The sequence below is a fragment of the uncultured Tenacibaculum sp. genome (assembly GCF_947502995.1).
Classification (GTDB): domain Bacteria; phylum Bacteroidota; class Bacteroidia; order Flavobacteriales; family Flavobacteriaceae; genus Polaribacter.
In genome coordinates this window covers 114,230-129,007 of the sequence record NZ_CANNBW010000006.1, presented here as the reverse complement: position 1 = coordinate 129,007, position 14,778 = coordinate 114,230, and the positions used below count along the sequence as shown (strand labels likewise).

Annotated in this window: 12 protein-coding genes; 7 read left to right on the top strand and 5 right to left on the bottom strand. The window is 28.4% G+C overall.

What is annotated here, in order from left to right:
- Window positions 1–6: 6 nt before the first annotated feature.
- Genes Q1A46_RS06515 through Q1A46_RS06500 form a run of 4 tightly spaced genes read left to right on the top strand, consistent with a single transcriptional unit; the run spans window position 7 to window position 4,472 of the window.
- The gene (locus Q1A46_RS06515) at window positions 7–558 is read left to right on the top strand and encodes a CPBP family intramembrane glutamic endopeptidase (protein WP_299675550.1); all 552 of its coding nucleotides are present in this window, start codon (window positions 7–9) and stop codon (window positions 556–558) included.
- An 8-nt stretch (window positions 559–566) separates the two neighbouring features.
- Window positions 567–1,331 (top strand): TIGR02757 family protein, encoded by a 765-nt coding sequence (locus Q1A46_RS06510; protein ID WP_299675547.1) that lies wholly within the window; start codon window positions 567–569, stop codon window positions 1,329–1,331.
- Between the two features lie 47 nt (window positions 1,332–1,378).
- Complete coding sequence (locus Q1A46_RS06505) at window positions 1,379–3,850, top strand: M14 metallopeptidase family protein (RefSeq protein WP_299675544.1); 2,472 nt, start codon at window positions 1,379–1,381, stop codon at window positions 3,848–3,850.
- Between the two features lie 52 nt (window positions 3,851–3,902).
- Window positions 3,903–4,472 carry a PAS domain-containing protein gene (locus Q1A46_RS06500; RefSeq protein ID WP_299675541.1) on the top strand — a complete coding sequence of 190 codons (570 nt, stop codon included), beginning with the start codon at window positions 3,903–3,905 and terminating at the stop codon, window positions 4,470–4,472.
- A gap of 111 nt (window positions 4,473–4,583) precedes the next feature.
- Here Q1A46_RS06500 and Q1A46_RS06495 read toward each other — a convergent pair whose 3' ends face one another.
- The 5 genes from Q1A46_RS06495 to Q1A46_RS06475 form a co-directional block, all read right to left on the bottom strand.
- Entirely contained in the window at window positions 4,584–5,105 is a 522-nt protein-coding gene (locus Q1A46_RS06495) for a hypothetical protein (RefSeq protein ID WP_299675538.1), read from the bottom strand.
- Between the two features lie 179 nt (window positions 5,106–5,284).
- Complete coding sequence (locus tag Q1A46_RS06490) at window positions 5,285–7,510, bottom strand: hypothetical protein (protein WP_299675535.1); 2,226 nt, start codon at window positions 7,508–7,510, stop codon at window positions 5,285–5,287.
- Between the two features lie 152 nt (window positions 7,511–7,662).
- Window positions 7,663–8,397: a diphthine--ammonia ligase gene (locus tag Q1A46_RS06485; RefSeq protein WP_299675532.1), complete on the bottom strand. Its 735-nt coding sequence runs from the start codon at window positions 8,395–8,397 to the stop codon at window positions 7,663–7,665.
- 53 nt (window positions 8,398–8,450) lie between these two features.
- Window positions 8,451–9,806: a 30S ribosomal protein S12 methylthiotransferase RimO gene (gene rimO, locus Q1A46_RS06480; protein WP_299675529.1), complete on the bottom strand. Its 1,356-nt coding sequence runs from the start codon at window positions 9,804–9,806 to the stop codon at window positions 8,451–8,453.
- 48 nt (window positions 9,807–9,854) lie between these two features.
- Window positions 9,855–11,492, bottom strand: a complete 1,638-nt coding sequence (locus Q1A46_RS06475; protein WP_299675526.1) for an amidase family protein — start codon at window positions 11,490–11,492, stop codon at window positions 9,855–9,857.
- Between the two features lie 116 nt (window positions 11,493–11,608).
- Here Q1A46_RS06475 and Q1A46_RS06470 point away from each other — a divergent pair, with 116 nt between their 5' ends.
- From Q1A46_RS06470 to Q1A46_RS06460, 3 genes are all read left to right on the top strand, one after another.
- Entirely contained in the window at window positions 11,609–12,511 is a 903-nt protein-coding gene (locus Q1A46_RS06470; RefSeq protein ID WP_299675523.1) for an SH3 domain-containing protein, read from the top strand.
- Window positions 12,504–13,289: a LytTR family DNA-binding domain-containing protein gene (locus Q1A46_RS06465; protein WP_299675520.1), complete on the top strand. Its 786-nt coding sequence runs from the start codon at window positions 12,504–12,506 to the stop codon at window positions 13,287–13,289. The genes Q1A46_RS06470 and Q1A46_RS06465 overlap by 8 nt, the downstream gene beginning before the upstream one ends.
- Before the next feature lie 99 nt (window positions 13,290–13,388).
- The gene (locus Q1A46_RS06460) at window positions 13,389–14,762 is read left to right on the top strand and encodes a serine hydrolase (RefSeq protein WP_299675517.1); all 1,374 of its coding nucleotides are present in this window, start codon (window positions 13,389–13,391) and stop codon (window positions 14,760–14,762) included.
- Window positions 14,763–14,778: the final 16 nt, after the last annotated feature.

Sequence of the window (14,778 nt, the reverse complement as noted above, 5' to 3'; positions counted from 1 at the left end):
AAAGTTATGCGAGAAACCTTTAATGAATTAATTTCTTATTTAAGAAATCCTGTTTTAGAACAAGACCCTAATACTGATCCTAAATATAGATTGAAAAAGTTTTTTCACATTTTAGTGATCAGTATTATTTCTATTGGCTTGTTAACTCCTTTATTAGGTTTAGTTGAAGCTTCTGGTTTGGTAGACATGGAAAACCATGCTGTTGCAGAAATGATTAATCAACATTCTAAATTACTGGTATTTTTTTATGCTGCTATTTTAGCTCCATTACTTGAAGAAGTTGTTTTTAGAGCTCCTTTAACTTTATTTAAAGGAAAAACATTATTTAGAATTGCTTTTTATTGCTTTGCCATTCTTTTTGCTCTAGTACATTTATCAAATTATACGATTACTAACAATGTTTTAATTCTTGCTCCTATTTTAGTAGCTCCTCAATTAGTTTTAGGTGGATATTTAGGTTTTCTTAGAGTACGCTTTGGCTTAGGTTGGAGTATTTTATTACACGCTACATATAATGGTTTCTTTATTTGCCTTAGCTTTGCAGGTCTTCCAACATAAAATAAAACATGACTACAAAGGAGCTTAAAGAATTTTTAGACGAAAAAGCTGATTTATACGAGAATAATCAATTTATTGATAGCGACCCTATTCAAATTCCTCATTCATTTTCTTTAAAAGAAGATATCGAAATTGCTGGTTTTTTATCTTCTATAATTGCTTGGGGAAATAGAACAATGATTATAAAAAATTCAAAACGCATGATGGATTTAATGGGGAATTCTCCTTATGATTTTGTTTTACATCATTCTGAAGATCAACTTGATAATTTTGATGGATTTGTCCATCGAACTTTTAATGCTGAAGATTTTAAATTTTTTATTCGTTCATTAAAAAACATTTACGAAAATCATAATGGATTAGCCTCTGTTTTACTTCCTTCAGAAGAAGCAGATAATTATCAATTTGCTATTCATAACTTTAAAAAAATATTTTTTGAAATCCCTCATTTACCAAGAACTCAAAAACACATTTCCGACCCTGTAAAAGGTTCAGCAGCAAAACGTATTAATATGTTTTTACGTTGGATGGTTAGAGACAATAAAAAAGGGGTTGACTTTGGTATTTGGAAAAACCACAAAGCAAGTAACTTACATTGTCCTTTAGATGTTCACACTGGTAACATCGCAAGGAAACTAGGTGTTTTAAATCGTAAACAAAATGATTGGAAAGCAATTAAAGAATTAGATCTAATGTTAAGGAAATTTGACGCTAACGACCCTGTTAAATATGACTTTGCTTTATTCGGTTTGGGTGTTTTTGAGAAGTTTTAGATGAGATTATTTCATTACATTTGATCATCAATCAAATAATTGGCTTTATGCGTTTAAAAATTACCTTAATTGTATTATGTACAATTACCATAAATCTATTTTCTCAAAATATTAAATCACCTTCTGAATTCCTAGAATATCCACTAGGTTCTCAATTTACAAGACATCATCAAGTTGTTGATTATTTCAAGCACTTAGCAAATAACTCTCCTAATATTATACTTGAAGAATACGGTAAAACATACGAAAGAAGACCTTTACAAGTAGCTTATATTAGTAGTAAAAGTAATATTGAAAATTTAGAGACAATAAGAAAACAACATTTAACAAATACTAAATTAGAAAACACGTCTCCTTTAAAAGATAAAGCTATAGTATGGTTAAGTTACAATGTACATGGTAATGAAGCTTCTGCAACAGAAGCTGGAATTTTAACCGCTTATAAATTATTGACAGAAAAAAAATCTTGGCTCGAAAATGTGATTGTTATTTTAGATCCATGTATTAACCCAGACGGTAGAGATCGATATGTAAACTGGTTTACACAAGTTTCAAATAGAAACATAAATCCGAATCCTTCTGCGATAGAACATAATGAACCTTGGATTCAAGGTAGACCAAATCATTATTTATTCGATTTAAATAGAGATTGGGCTTGGGCAACACAAATAGAATCTCAACAACGTTTAAAAGTTTACAACAAGTGGCTACCACATATCCATGTAGATTTTCACGAGCAATACATTAATAATCCTTATTATTTTGCACCTGCTGCTGAACCTTTTCATGAAGTGATCACTCAATTTCAAAAAGATTTCCAGGCAGAGATTGGTAAAAATCACGCAAAATATTTTGATGAAAATGGTTGGTTATACTTCACTAAAGAAAGTTTCGATTTATTATACCCAAGTTACGGAGATACTTATCCAACTTTTAATGGTGCTATCGGTATGACATACGAACAAGCTGGACACGGAATGGCTGGTTTAGGTATAAAAACTGCTGAAGGAGATATTTTAACTTTAAAAGACCGATTATTACATCATACAACAACAGGGCTTTCGACTGTAGAAGTAGCATCTAAAAACACAAATAAATTAAATTCTGAATTTAAAAAGTATTACGATAACAAGAACTATAAATATGCTTCTTATGTATTACAAGGAAACTCTGATAAAATTGAGAAATTAAAAAAGTTATTAGATCGTCATGAAATTAAATATGGAAAAACAACGAGTAAATCAGTTTCAGGATATATTTTTTCAAAAAAAGGAAATGGTCAACTTAAGATAGATCAAAACAACATTACTATCAATACAGATCAGCCCAAAGGAAAATTAGTAGAAGTTTTATTTGAACCTAAAGCAACAATTAAAGACACTGTAACTTATGATATTACTGCTTGGTCTTTACCATATGCTTATGGCTTAAACACTATTGCTAGTAAAAATAAAGTTAATACAACTAGTTATAGTTCATTTACACCTAAAGCTAATTTGAAAAATAACGTATATGCTTATGTTTTTGATTGGAACCACATTTCAGATGCTGCTTTATTAGCTGATTTGTTAAATAATAAAATACGTGTTAGAACGAATAAAAAAATGATGGTTAATAGCGGTCATAATTTAGCTCCAGGTTCTTTAATTGTAACTAAAAGAGATAACAAACACATTAAAAACTTTGATGCTTTAGTTTTAAAAATCAGTAAAAAACATGATAAAGTAAATCATCATATAACAACAGGTTTATCTACAAAAGGTGTGGATATGGGATCTTCTAGTGTTAAAGAAATTAAACAAAATAAGATTGCTGTTTTATCTGGAAGAGGAATTTCTACATTAAGTTATGGCGAAGTGCGTTATTTCTTAGAGAGAGATTTAAATTATAATTATAGTGCTATCCCAGCTCAAAATTTATCTGCTAAACTACTTTCAAAATTCAATACTTTAATTTTACCAAACGGTGGTTATCGAAGTATTTTAAACGAATCAAAATTAAAAGCATTAAAATCTTGGATTAGCCAAGGAGGTAAAGTAATTGCCATTGGAAATGCTAATCAAGTATTTAGTTCGAGTAAATTATTCGGTTTAAGTCCAAAAAAGTCTAAAAAAGACAAAAAGAAAGAAGCTGACAAAGCTCCTAAGTTAATTTTGCATAAGGATAAAGAACGAGCATATATTAAGAACTTAATTACTGGAGCTATTTTTAAAATAAAAATAGACAACTCTCATCCACTTGGTTTTGGATATAGCAACGATTATTTCACACTTAAATTAGGTAGTAGCACATATGATTATTTAAAAAATGGGGCTAATGTGGCAATACTAAATAATAACACAGTTATTTCTGGCTTTGCAGGTTCAGAAACATTAAAGAAGCAAAAAAATTCGTTGATCTTCGGAAATGAATCAATTGGTAGAGGAAGCATAACTTACCTAACTGATAATCCATTATTTAGAGGTTTCTGGGATAATGGAAAACTTTTCTTTGCAAATGCCATATTTATGGTGAATTAACTTGTATATGAAGAATATTTAACTATTTTTAACTTTTTAAAACTAAACTACAATGAAAAATGCTATAACTGAAATGAAGAGTTTAGATATATATGTTAATTCTTTATCGCAAAAAAAGTACGAGAATATAAAACCTTTACTTGTTAATAAGGATAAAGCTAGAATTAACATGCTTAGTTTTGATATTCATATACAGAATTATAATTTTTTATTAGAAGAATCTTCTATTCAAAGTGATATTTTTTCTTTAAAAAATGTGGCTAAAAATTTTTCTTGGAAAAGTAACATAGAAAGTATTTTAACTAAAAACTCTTTTGAAGCTTTAATTCTAACGGATATCGATAGAAATATTCTTTGGGTTAACGATGGTTTCTCTAAAATGACTGGTTATCCCAAAAATTATGCAGTTAGAAAAACTCCTAGTTTTTTACAAGGACGATCAACATCCGCTGAAGTCAGAGAAAGGATTAAACAAAAACTTCAATTAGGCAATCCATTTAAAGAGGTTATCATAAATCATAAAAAAGATAAAACAGAATATAAATGTGAGCTTCATATTTTCCCATTAAAAGACAAAAATGAAGTAACTCACTTTTTAGCTTTAGAAAAGCAAATAGCTTAGTTTTTAAGTTATCACAATACATAAAAAAACCTTGAAATTCTATAAAAGAATTTCAAGGTTTTTTTTATTTTCATGTAGACCAAAGAATTTTTTGATGTATCAAAATATATTTTAATAATTTGATAAGTCTTGATCAAATCGATGAACTTGACCTGTAGTATCTACATAAATAAATACAAAAAACTTAGTTCTTGATTTTAAATTAGAAAACTTGTACCATTTATTATTACCTAAACTACCAAGAACTTTAACAGTGTCTCCAGAAAAACGACCTTTAACCCATAAACCTTCGTTAGGCTTATGGAAATAAATTTTCTTTTCAGACAATTTGGATAAAGACATTGAAGAATCATATGTTTTACCTACGTTATAACTATAGAAAAACAAACTATCTTTTTCCAATTTATTTACTATATTTATACTATTAATATCTGCTCCATCAAAATTTACATCTAAAATATTAATTATACTGTCCTGTTTCACTTTCATTCTCTCAATAAAAATACCATTGTGATCGTTTATCCAATTTTCATTTATAATATAATCTTTTGTAATTATAATTTTTTTATGTTCAAAAAAAGAACAATTTGAAAAACAACAAACTAAAGTACTTAAGATAAAAAACTTCTTCATTTTAAATTATTTCTTTTTGAAAGCTAATAAATGATAACGATACTAATAATATTTTTCTAATCATAACAAATTTGACTTTAGTAAAACTAACTAATAATATCCTCACTAAAAAAACAACCTCAAGAATATTTTTAATTCTCAAGGTTGTTATTAACACAAACAATATAATCTTATTAACTCTAACTCTCTTTTTTATCTAGTGCAAAAGCTACTAATTTAGAAGAATCATAAGCATCTATTTCATGATCTCCGTTAGTTGCCAAAGCATTAACATATAACCGTTGTGCAAAAGCTGCTTTCTCTTCACTAGCACAAATCCCCAACAAATCTGTAGGTTTAAATGTTTTTGTGTATTCACTAAATTCATTTCTGACATAATTTGGACTAGTCGTTGTTATTGCATTTCCAATAACCATTCCTCTTGCATTCGTTTTTCTTGTTTGAACAGAATCACTACATGTTCCTTTTTGAACCACAAAACTTAAATCAGCAAAATTGTGAGGATGATATGCTCTAAATTTAATTTCAATGTTAGAGTTTACATTTTCATAAGGTACAAAACCACAACAAGTAGGATTTACCTCTACTCCATCAACTTTTATTTTATAAATATCTGCTTGAGTAGAACTATTGTCAATTCTCATGACCATTTTAAATGCACTACAAGTATTCGTTCCTATATTATTAACCAAATTTATTGCTGGCGCATTTATTGAAGGTGTAAACGTATCAAAATCTGGAACTTGGAATAATTGATTCGGTATATTAGTTACTTTGTTACCGTTTTTATCAAAAAGTTCTAATATAAACTCATATAAACCATCTCCTTCTAAAGAAGAATCAAAAGCTATTGTTCTTGTATTTCTATCCCAATCTGCATCTTGTTCGGGAGCGTTGAATGGTGCATCTTGCGGTGAACTCGTTGGAATTAAATATAAATTTCTTTCTGAAGCAACATCAAAAGGACCTAGCTTAACACTATTGTAATTAAAATGTAAATGCCCATTGCTATCTCTAAAAGTATATGAATATGATTTTCTAACTAAATTATCTAAGCTTTTATATGTACTTACAACGTCGGATAAATCAGCATTTTTAGCTTTCTTAAACGACCATCTGTAATAGGTGTATTTATTACTAGGTAAGTCTTTACTAAATTGTACTATAAAAGATAAATTCTTTCCAAAAGGCCTTCTAAAATTCCCTTTTGTTTCATGCTTATCTGTTAATCCTTGTCTTTTTAAAATTTTACCTTGAATTGGAACTCCATCCACATCTCTTTGTTCTATGTGAGTAACACTAGTTCCCCAATTAATTGTTTTAATCCAAATTAATTCACCATCTAAATCGTTAGAACATTCCCAACGAACTCTTTCATCTGTTACATTTATATTTACCTCTGTACCACATTTATAATTCCAATATGTATTACACGACAACCATGGCTTATATACTGTTACCCACTGATCATCTATGAATGCTTCTACCCAGAAATATAAATCAGGATGATCTCCAAATATTGCGTAAGAAATTTCAGTATCAAAATCTCCATTATTATCAGTATATACAGTAGTTAAGTGATCACACTTATAAAAATAATGCCACAACCAAGGAACTAAACAAATTACAGGATGAAATAAAGAGAAGTTATTTAAAATTGCCTCTCTTATTAATTTTGGATTTTTACTTTGTAGTAAGTTTAAAACTTTTTCATTTGCGATAATTGGTTGAGTAGCCTTGGATAAAATTAATTTATTTTCTTTTGGGAACTTTAAATTTAATTCAGGTCTTTTAGTGCCTTCAAAAAAATTAAAATCGAAGTTTAAATTTGGTAATGGAAATGGTCTTGGTATTTCAGGGATTTCTTTTATAGTTGGAATAGGCATTGGTATTTCAGGATACAATATTAAATCTGGAATTTTAATAATGATATCATCTGGTACTTTTGGCAGTAACCATTCTATCCTATCTACTTCGCAAATATGAACTCGAACATTACATAAGCCTTTTCTATCTTTAAAATTATTGATATTAAAAACTTTAGATACATTCCCAAGAACTCTACATTTTTTTCTAAACCAAAATGCAGTTAATTTATCAGGAATAGCCAATACTTCTAACTCATTGCTTCTATTAATTCTTATTTTCGGTCGATAAGCTTTATGTTTACTCACTAATACTGCAAAATCACTCTCGTTTGAAATTGCTTCATCGTTTGGTAATACTAAAATTGATGAATTATCCCTTCTATCAAATTTAGTTTTAAACTTAGCTTTATCATCTTTTATAGTTACTTTTTCAACTAACTTCTTATTTCTATCAAATAAATAAGCAATTAATTCAAGTGATTTCGTTTTTTCACTTGACTTAAAATGAATCGTAGTGTTTTTTTCTTTGGTTGACATGATTTCAAAAGGTTTATAATTTACCTCTGCAATCTAAAACACAACAAAGAAGCCAACCTAATGATAAAAACCACTATCTATCAGTTTTTTACCTCAAAAAATCAACAGATTTACACTTTTAAAAAAAGGAGGTTTTTTATTATAATAGAATATTAAACTGGGATTAAATCACAATACCAAAAACTTGTATCATATTCTTTTATATCTTCTGAAGTATCTGTGTGACAACTTTGATCATCATCTTCATTAAGTGTATATGATTTTAATACTTTCTCTCCTACTTCAAATTTTACAGGATTTTTAAAAATAGGACCATCAAAACAGAAAGTATGAAATTCACCATTTTCACCACATGGATCTATATTATCAGGCAACTCATTAATAAAATCTTCATCTATGATACGTCCAACAAACTCTTTCCCTAATAACTTGGCATTTACACAAACTGTAATAGTTTTAAATCCTAATTGCAAAAACTCTTTAAGCAATTCTTTAGTATCTCTTTTCCATAATGGATACACTCCTTTTAAACCAACTTCTGCTAACTTTTGATCTCTATATTTTTTTAAATCTTCTAAAAAAATATCACCAAAAATCGCATAATCTAAATGTTCATCTTTAAAAGAAGTTAGAGTTTCTTTCATCTTTTGATTATACATTTCCATAGTTACTTGAGCAGGAAAATATAATTTCTCTGAAGGAAAGCCGATAGCTTTAACTTGCTCATCAAGTAGTTCTTCTCTTAATCCATGCATAGAGATTCTACGATACTCTTCATTAACATTTGTCAATAATTTCTTGATGACGTATTCTTTATCTTGTAATACTTTATACAATGCGAATGCAGAATCTTTACCTGAGCTCCAATTAAAAAATGCTTGTTTCATATAAACAAAGATCAAAAAAAATCCTGCTACTGCAGGATTAATTTTTGGTCTTTTTATTTTTTCTTTCGTTGATTCATTGGTACGAAAGGTTCTTGTTTTACTGTTGGTTTTCCATATAAGTCAAAATCTCCTGCATCATAAATTTCAACATCAATAAACTCCCCTAATTTAATGTAATGTTCTGTTGCATCAACAATAACATCATTATCAACATCTGGCGAATCAAACTCTGTTCTTCCGTAATAATATTCTCCATCTTTTCTATCGAATAAACAACGGAAAGTCTTACCTATTTTTTCTTGATTTAATTCCCAAGAAATCTGACTTTGAACTTCCATGATTTCATTTACTCTACGGAATTTCACATCAACAGGAACATCGTCTTCTAAAACATAAGCTCCAGTATTTTCTTCGTGAGAATATTCAAAAGCACCTAAACGTTCGAAACGCATCTCTTCAACCCAATCTTTTAACTCTTGGAATTGCTCTTCTGTTTCTCCAGGATATCCAACAATTAATGTCGTACGAATTGCCATATCTGGAACAAACTCTCTAAACTTATGAATTAAGCTTGTTGTTTTTTCGTGAGTTGTTCCACGTTTCATCGATTTTAAAATCTCTGTATTAATATGTTGTAATGGAATATCTAAGTAATTACAAACTTTAGGTTCTGTTTTCATTACTTCTAATACGTCCATTGGAAACCCTGTTGGGAATGCATAATGCAAACGAATCCATTCAATTCCATCAACTTTTACTAGCTCTCTTAATAAATCTGCTAAAGCTCTTTTCTTATAGATATCTAAACCATAATAGGTTAAATCTTGAGCAATTAACATGATTTCTTTAATTCCATTTGCTGCTAACTTTGTAGCTTCAATCACTAAATCTTCAATTGGTGTCGATTTATGTTTTCCTCGCATTAATGGAATTGCACAAAATGAACATGGACGATCACAACCTTCTGCGATTTTTAAATATGCATAATGCTTTGGTGTTGTTGTTAAACGTTCACCAATTAACTCGTGTTTGTAATCTGCTTCTAATACTTTTAACAGATTTGGTAAATCGTGTGTACCAAAATACTGATCTACATTAGTGATCTCTTTTTCTAAATCTGGTTTATAACGTTCACTTAAACAACCAGAAACGAAAACTTTATCTACTTCACCTCTTTCCTTTTTTTGCGCATAATGTAAAATTGTATCAACACTCTCTTCTTTGGCTTTACCTATAAAACCACAAGTGTTAATTACTACAATGTTTCCATCATCTTCAGGATCTTCATGTACAACATTTTTACCATTAGCTTTTAACTGTCCCATTAACACTTCACTATCGTAAACGTTTTTAGAACAACCTAAGGTTACCACATTGATCTTATTTTGTTTTGTAGATTTAGTACGCATCTATCTAAAAATTTAAGGTGTGCAAAATTATGATTTATTCGTCATAAATCACTCATAGTCTTTAGGTAATTTTCTAGCTTTCGATAATTTTTCAAAAGCCATACCTAAAGATAATAGTTTAAATTCTGTTTTTGGTAAACCAATGAAAGTCAAACTAATTGGTTCTCCTGTTTCTTTGTATCCCATAGGAATTGTTAAATTAGGATACTCTGCTACTGCTGAATATGCTGAGTGGAAATTATTAATAGAAAGAATTGCATCTAGGTTTTCTTCTTTTAATGATTTAAAGTACATTCTACCTTCACTGTTAAGAGGATCTGTAATTAAAGCTACAACTTCTTTCAAACTTGTAGAATCCTTAACAATCCCTTCAAATAATTGTTGCCCATAAGGCGCTCTCTTAACTGTATCTTTTTTATTAAATGCTATGACATCTTTAACATATCTTACACCTACATTTTTATCTTTTAAATAAATTGGCAAATCATGTTTCATATCTATATTCAAAAGTGTTAAAAAACCTTCTAAACTTGTTTGCTTTGGTGAAATTTCAACTAAAACAGCTCCTGTATTTTTTATTTTCTCTACAGTCCTTTTGTAAATAGAGTCAGCAAGTAAAGCTTTAAAAACTCCTAGTCTTTTACCTTCTAAACTTTGATTTTGAAATTGTTTTTCATTTTCCGATAAGGCAAATGATTTTTCATCTGATGCATCTTTTCCTAATAATGCTTGTAAAAGAATATAATTGTCTATTACATTTTTTGTCATTGGACCTGGCGTATCTAGTGTACTGGAAATTGGAACTATTCCTGAACGACTTAGCAAACCGATTGTTGGTTTTAGTCCTACAACTGAATTCTGACTTGAAGGTGATGTTATTGAACCTGCTGTTTCTGTTCCAATAGTTGCTACGGCATAATTTACAGCAGTTGCGACACCACTTCCAGAACTTGAACCTCCTGTTTCAAATATTTTTCTTCCATAAGGATTTAAAGTCTGGCCTCCAATCGCACTATATCCTAACGGACAACCAGCACAAAAATAGTATGCCCATTCGCTTAAATTTACCTTTCCTAAAATTAAAGCTCCATTAGCTTTTAATTGTTTTGTAATAAAAGCATTATTGGTTTTATTATCCTTTAAAGCTACAGCTCCTGCAGTAGTAGGCAAATTTTCTGTATTAATATTATCTTTTAATAAAATTGGCATTCCAAATACAGATTCATTCGCAACTGTTCGTTGCTTTAATTCTTTATCTTTTTGTTTCGCTTCCTCAATTACTTTAGGATTTAAACTAATAATTGCGTTTAAGTATTTTGTGGAATCACTTTCAAACTTTCTAATTCTATACAAATAAAATAGTGTAAGATTTTCATATGTTAACTTTCCTTCTTTAATTGATTGCTGAATTGAAGGAATAGATTGTTCGATAATTAATGGTTTTAAACTTTTGTAATTTTCTTCTGAAAATTGCTTCAAATCTTTTTGAAAAGGTTTAAAAACTTCATTCATATCCAAGAATTTAGATCGTAACAGTTTAAACTTCATTCTTGGGTTCTCATGTTCTTGCTGTGCTTTTAATTCAGCAGTTTCATCATACTTTGTAAAGTATTGAATCTCCTTCTCTTCTTCCTTTTTACATCCTATTAAAACAAATATAGAGAGTAGTAGTATTATATTTTTCACGAAGTGGTTTTTAAATTGATTGACTTTATAAAGATATGAATATTTTAAGTCGCTAAAAACTACGTCAAATTAGGTTATTGTGAAAATCTTATATTTGAGTTTGAAAATACTATGTTATGATAAAGAAAGGTTTCTTGATATTTATGATGTGCTTTTTATTTTTTTCATGCAAAAATGAAGAAGACAAAAAAACAACAACTACAACGAGTACTACTTTAGAGAAGACTGTGGAAGCTAAAGAAACTGAAAAACCTGTTGAAAATGGCACTGCTTTGAATGATACAATCGTTAAATCTAAAGATTTTCGTATTTCAAAAATTGAAAAAAGTAATGTTGACATTTCTGACAGTCAAAGAACCCTTAACTTATATGATAAAACTGGAAAAGTAATTTCTGCTTTAGAGATTGATGCTGAATTTTATGAAAACGATGCTGAAGTTTTTGAAATTAGGCATCATAATCTAGATAATATAAATAGAGTTATCACTTTTGATATAGATGAATGTCCTTGTGCTTGTACTATAACTAAAGTTTATATTTTAGAAACTCTTGATCGCAAATATATAAAACTACCTGATGTAACTTTCGATATTGAAGAATTCGGAGAACCAGAATCTTACTATACTTTTGGTAAAAAAAACACCATATATAATACATTAAAAACTTATAAATATTTAGATGGTAAACCAAAAGTTGATCTTATTTTGAGACAAAAAAAACTTACTTGGGGTGGATTGGATATTATAGAAAAACATGATTTATCGCAAGATTTATTAATTACTACAGCCAAAAAAGGTCTGGTTGTTCGTGACAAACCTAGTCTTAAAGGAAATAAAATAGACAAATTCCCTTTTAGAACTCAAATTATTGTTCAAGAAGTAACAGATAAAAAGCTAGAACTTTATGATGAAGGGAAAATTATAAAAGGAAACTGGATCAAAGTAGAAAACTACAATAATAATAAATGGACCATAGGTTATGTTTTTGATGGATTCACTGAAAAAATCTTAAATGAATAAATTAAATCCTTCCATAAAACTTCATACTTATGTAGGTACTTTTTTAAGTCTTTGGATTTTTATTTTCACATACTATATAAGACCTTTCGATAGTGGAAATTTTGGAAATTATCTTTGGTGGGAATTTTTAAGTATTGGATTTAGCTTGATTACTTTTTTAAGCTACTTTATCATTTCGATATTACAAGATTCTATTTATCAAAGATTTGAAAAATGGAACATTGTACTAGAAGTTCTATCAATTTTATGTTTTCTTTTTCTGAATTTAACTCTTGCTTTCTTGTATTATAAAAGTCCCTTTTTAAATGGGATTTGGTCATTTAATCAGTTCTTTTATGGCAATTTAAAATCGGCTCTAATTTTTATCCCAATTATAATATTTGCAAGAAACCTAACCCTTAAACAACTACCAAAACAGAGTAAAGAAATAACAATAGAACAACCTAAATCTATAAATAAAGAAGAGAAAAAAATTACTATAAAAGGTGAATATAAATTAGATATTTTAAAGATTAAAAAGGAAGATTTAATCTGTGTTTCTAAATCTCAAAATTATGTTGAAGTCTTTTTTTTAGATCAAAACAATATCAATTCTAAATTAATTAGATCATCCTTGAAAAAAATTCATTCCGATTTCAATTTTCTTACTCAAGTACATCGATCTCATTTGATAAACCCTTCTCATTTTAAATCTTGGAAAAACTCAAATACTATTTTACTTACACAAATTGAAATCCCTGTATCTAAAAGTTTTAAAAACAACCTTAGGTCAATCTGATTTTCGCACCTAAAAACAAACCTTTCGCAACTATCAGCTGTTCTCGTAGACTTTCGTAGTGTACAACCCAATACTTTTATCGCAAAATATTTACATACTATGAGAACACTTTTCGTGCTTAAAGCACTTTTTATTTTTACTTCAATATTTTCTCAAGTCACTTCTGAATTTTCAAAGGATATTGAAAATGATATTACAAATTTTATTGAAAGTAAAAAGCAATTTTATAATTCTCCGAATATTGCTGTAGCCATTACGGATGAAAATAATACAATATATCTTAAACACTTTGGAAATGGAAAGAAAGGAGATCGATATTTAATTGGATCTATGTCTAAATCTTTTACAGCATTACTTACACTTATTTTGGAAGAAAAAGGGGTATTAAATATTAATGATCCTGTACATAAATTCTTAAAATGGTTTACTTATAAAAACAAAAAAATTTCTGATCAGGTTACAATTAAGGATTTACTGCAGCATACTTCTGGAATAAGTACTGAGATAGGTAACACTTTTTTAGAAAGCAATAGTGATTTTGATTATACTCAATATTACACAGAAACACTAAAGAAAATTGATTTAATTGATTCTTCAGAATTACGTTATAAATATTCTAATGCAAACTACAGATTGTTAGGTTTAATAATCGAAAATGCAACTGGTAAGAGTTATAAAGAATGTTTAGAAACTTATATTACTAAACCTTTGAATTTAGATGACACATCAGCTAGCATAACTCCAAAATTGATCGATAGTTATCAATATTTTTTATACTATCCTAGTATAAAATTTAACAAGAGTTTTCATCGTCAAGAAATTCCGTCAGGATTAATATCGAGTTCAGCAAATGATATGTCTAATTATCTAAGGAACTTGATGAATAGCTATAATAATAACACAAACTCTACTTTAAATAGTAATTCTATCAAACAATTATTTACTGCAAATGAAAAATCTAATTATGGATTTGGATGGCGAATTGTTAATGATATATTTTATCATTACGGGACAAATAAAAGCTTTGAATCTAGCATGTATATACTACCTTCTATTAATAAGGCTATTGTCGTATTAATTAATTCTAACCAAGCTCCTGATGCGGAAATTATTGATGGTATTGCAAGCATTCTATTAAACCAAAAATTTAAGAACAAATCATCTTTCAAATATTATAGAAATTTACCTTTTATTGTTTTTGTTTTGGCACTCGTCTTTTTGATCCAATTTATGAAGTGGAAAAGATTAAAATTTCCAATACAGTTTTCTAAAAAAATACTACCTAATTTATTATTAATTTTAGGACTAATCATATGTATTACTTTTATAAATATTTTCCCTAAACTTAATGGAGTAGATTTAAAAACTGCTATACAGTTTGATCCTGCAAGTGGATATAGTTTAATTCTTATTTCACTTTTTTTATCGCTAACGTTTCTACTAAATTATTTTTCTACAACAGCAAAAACATAAAATAATTAAACTAAAA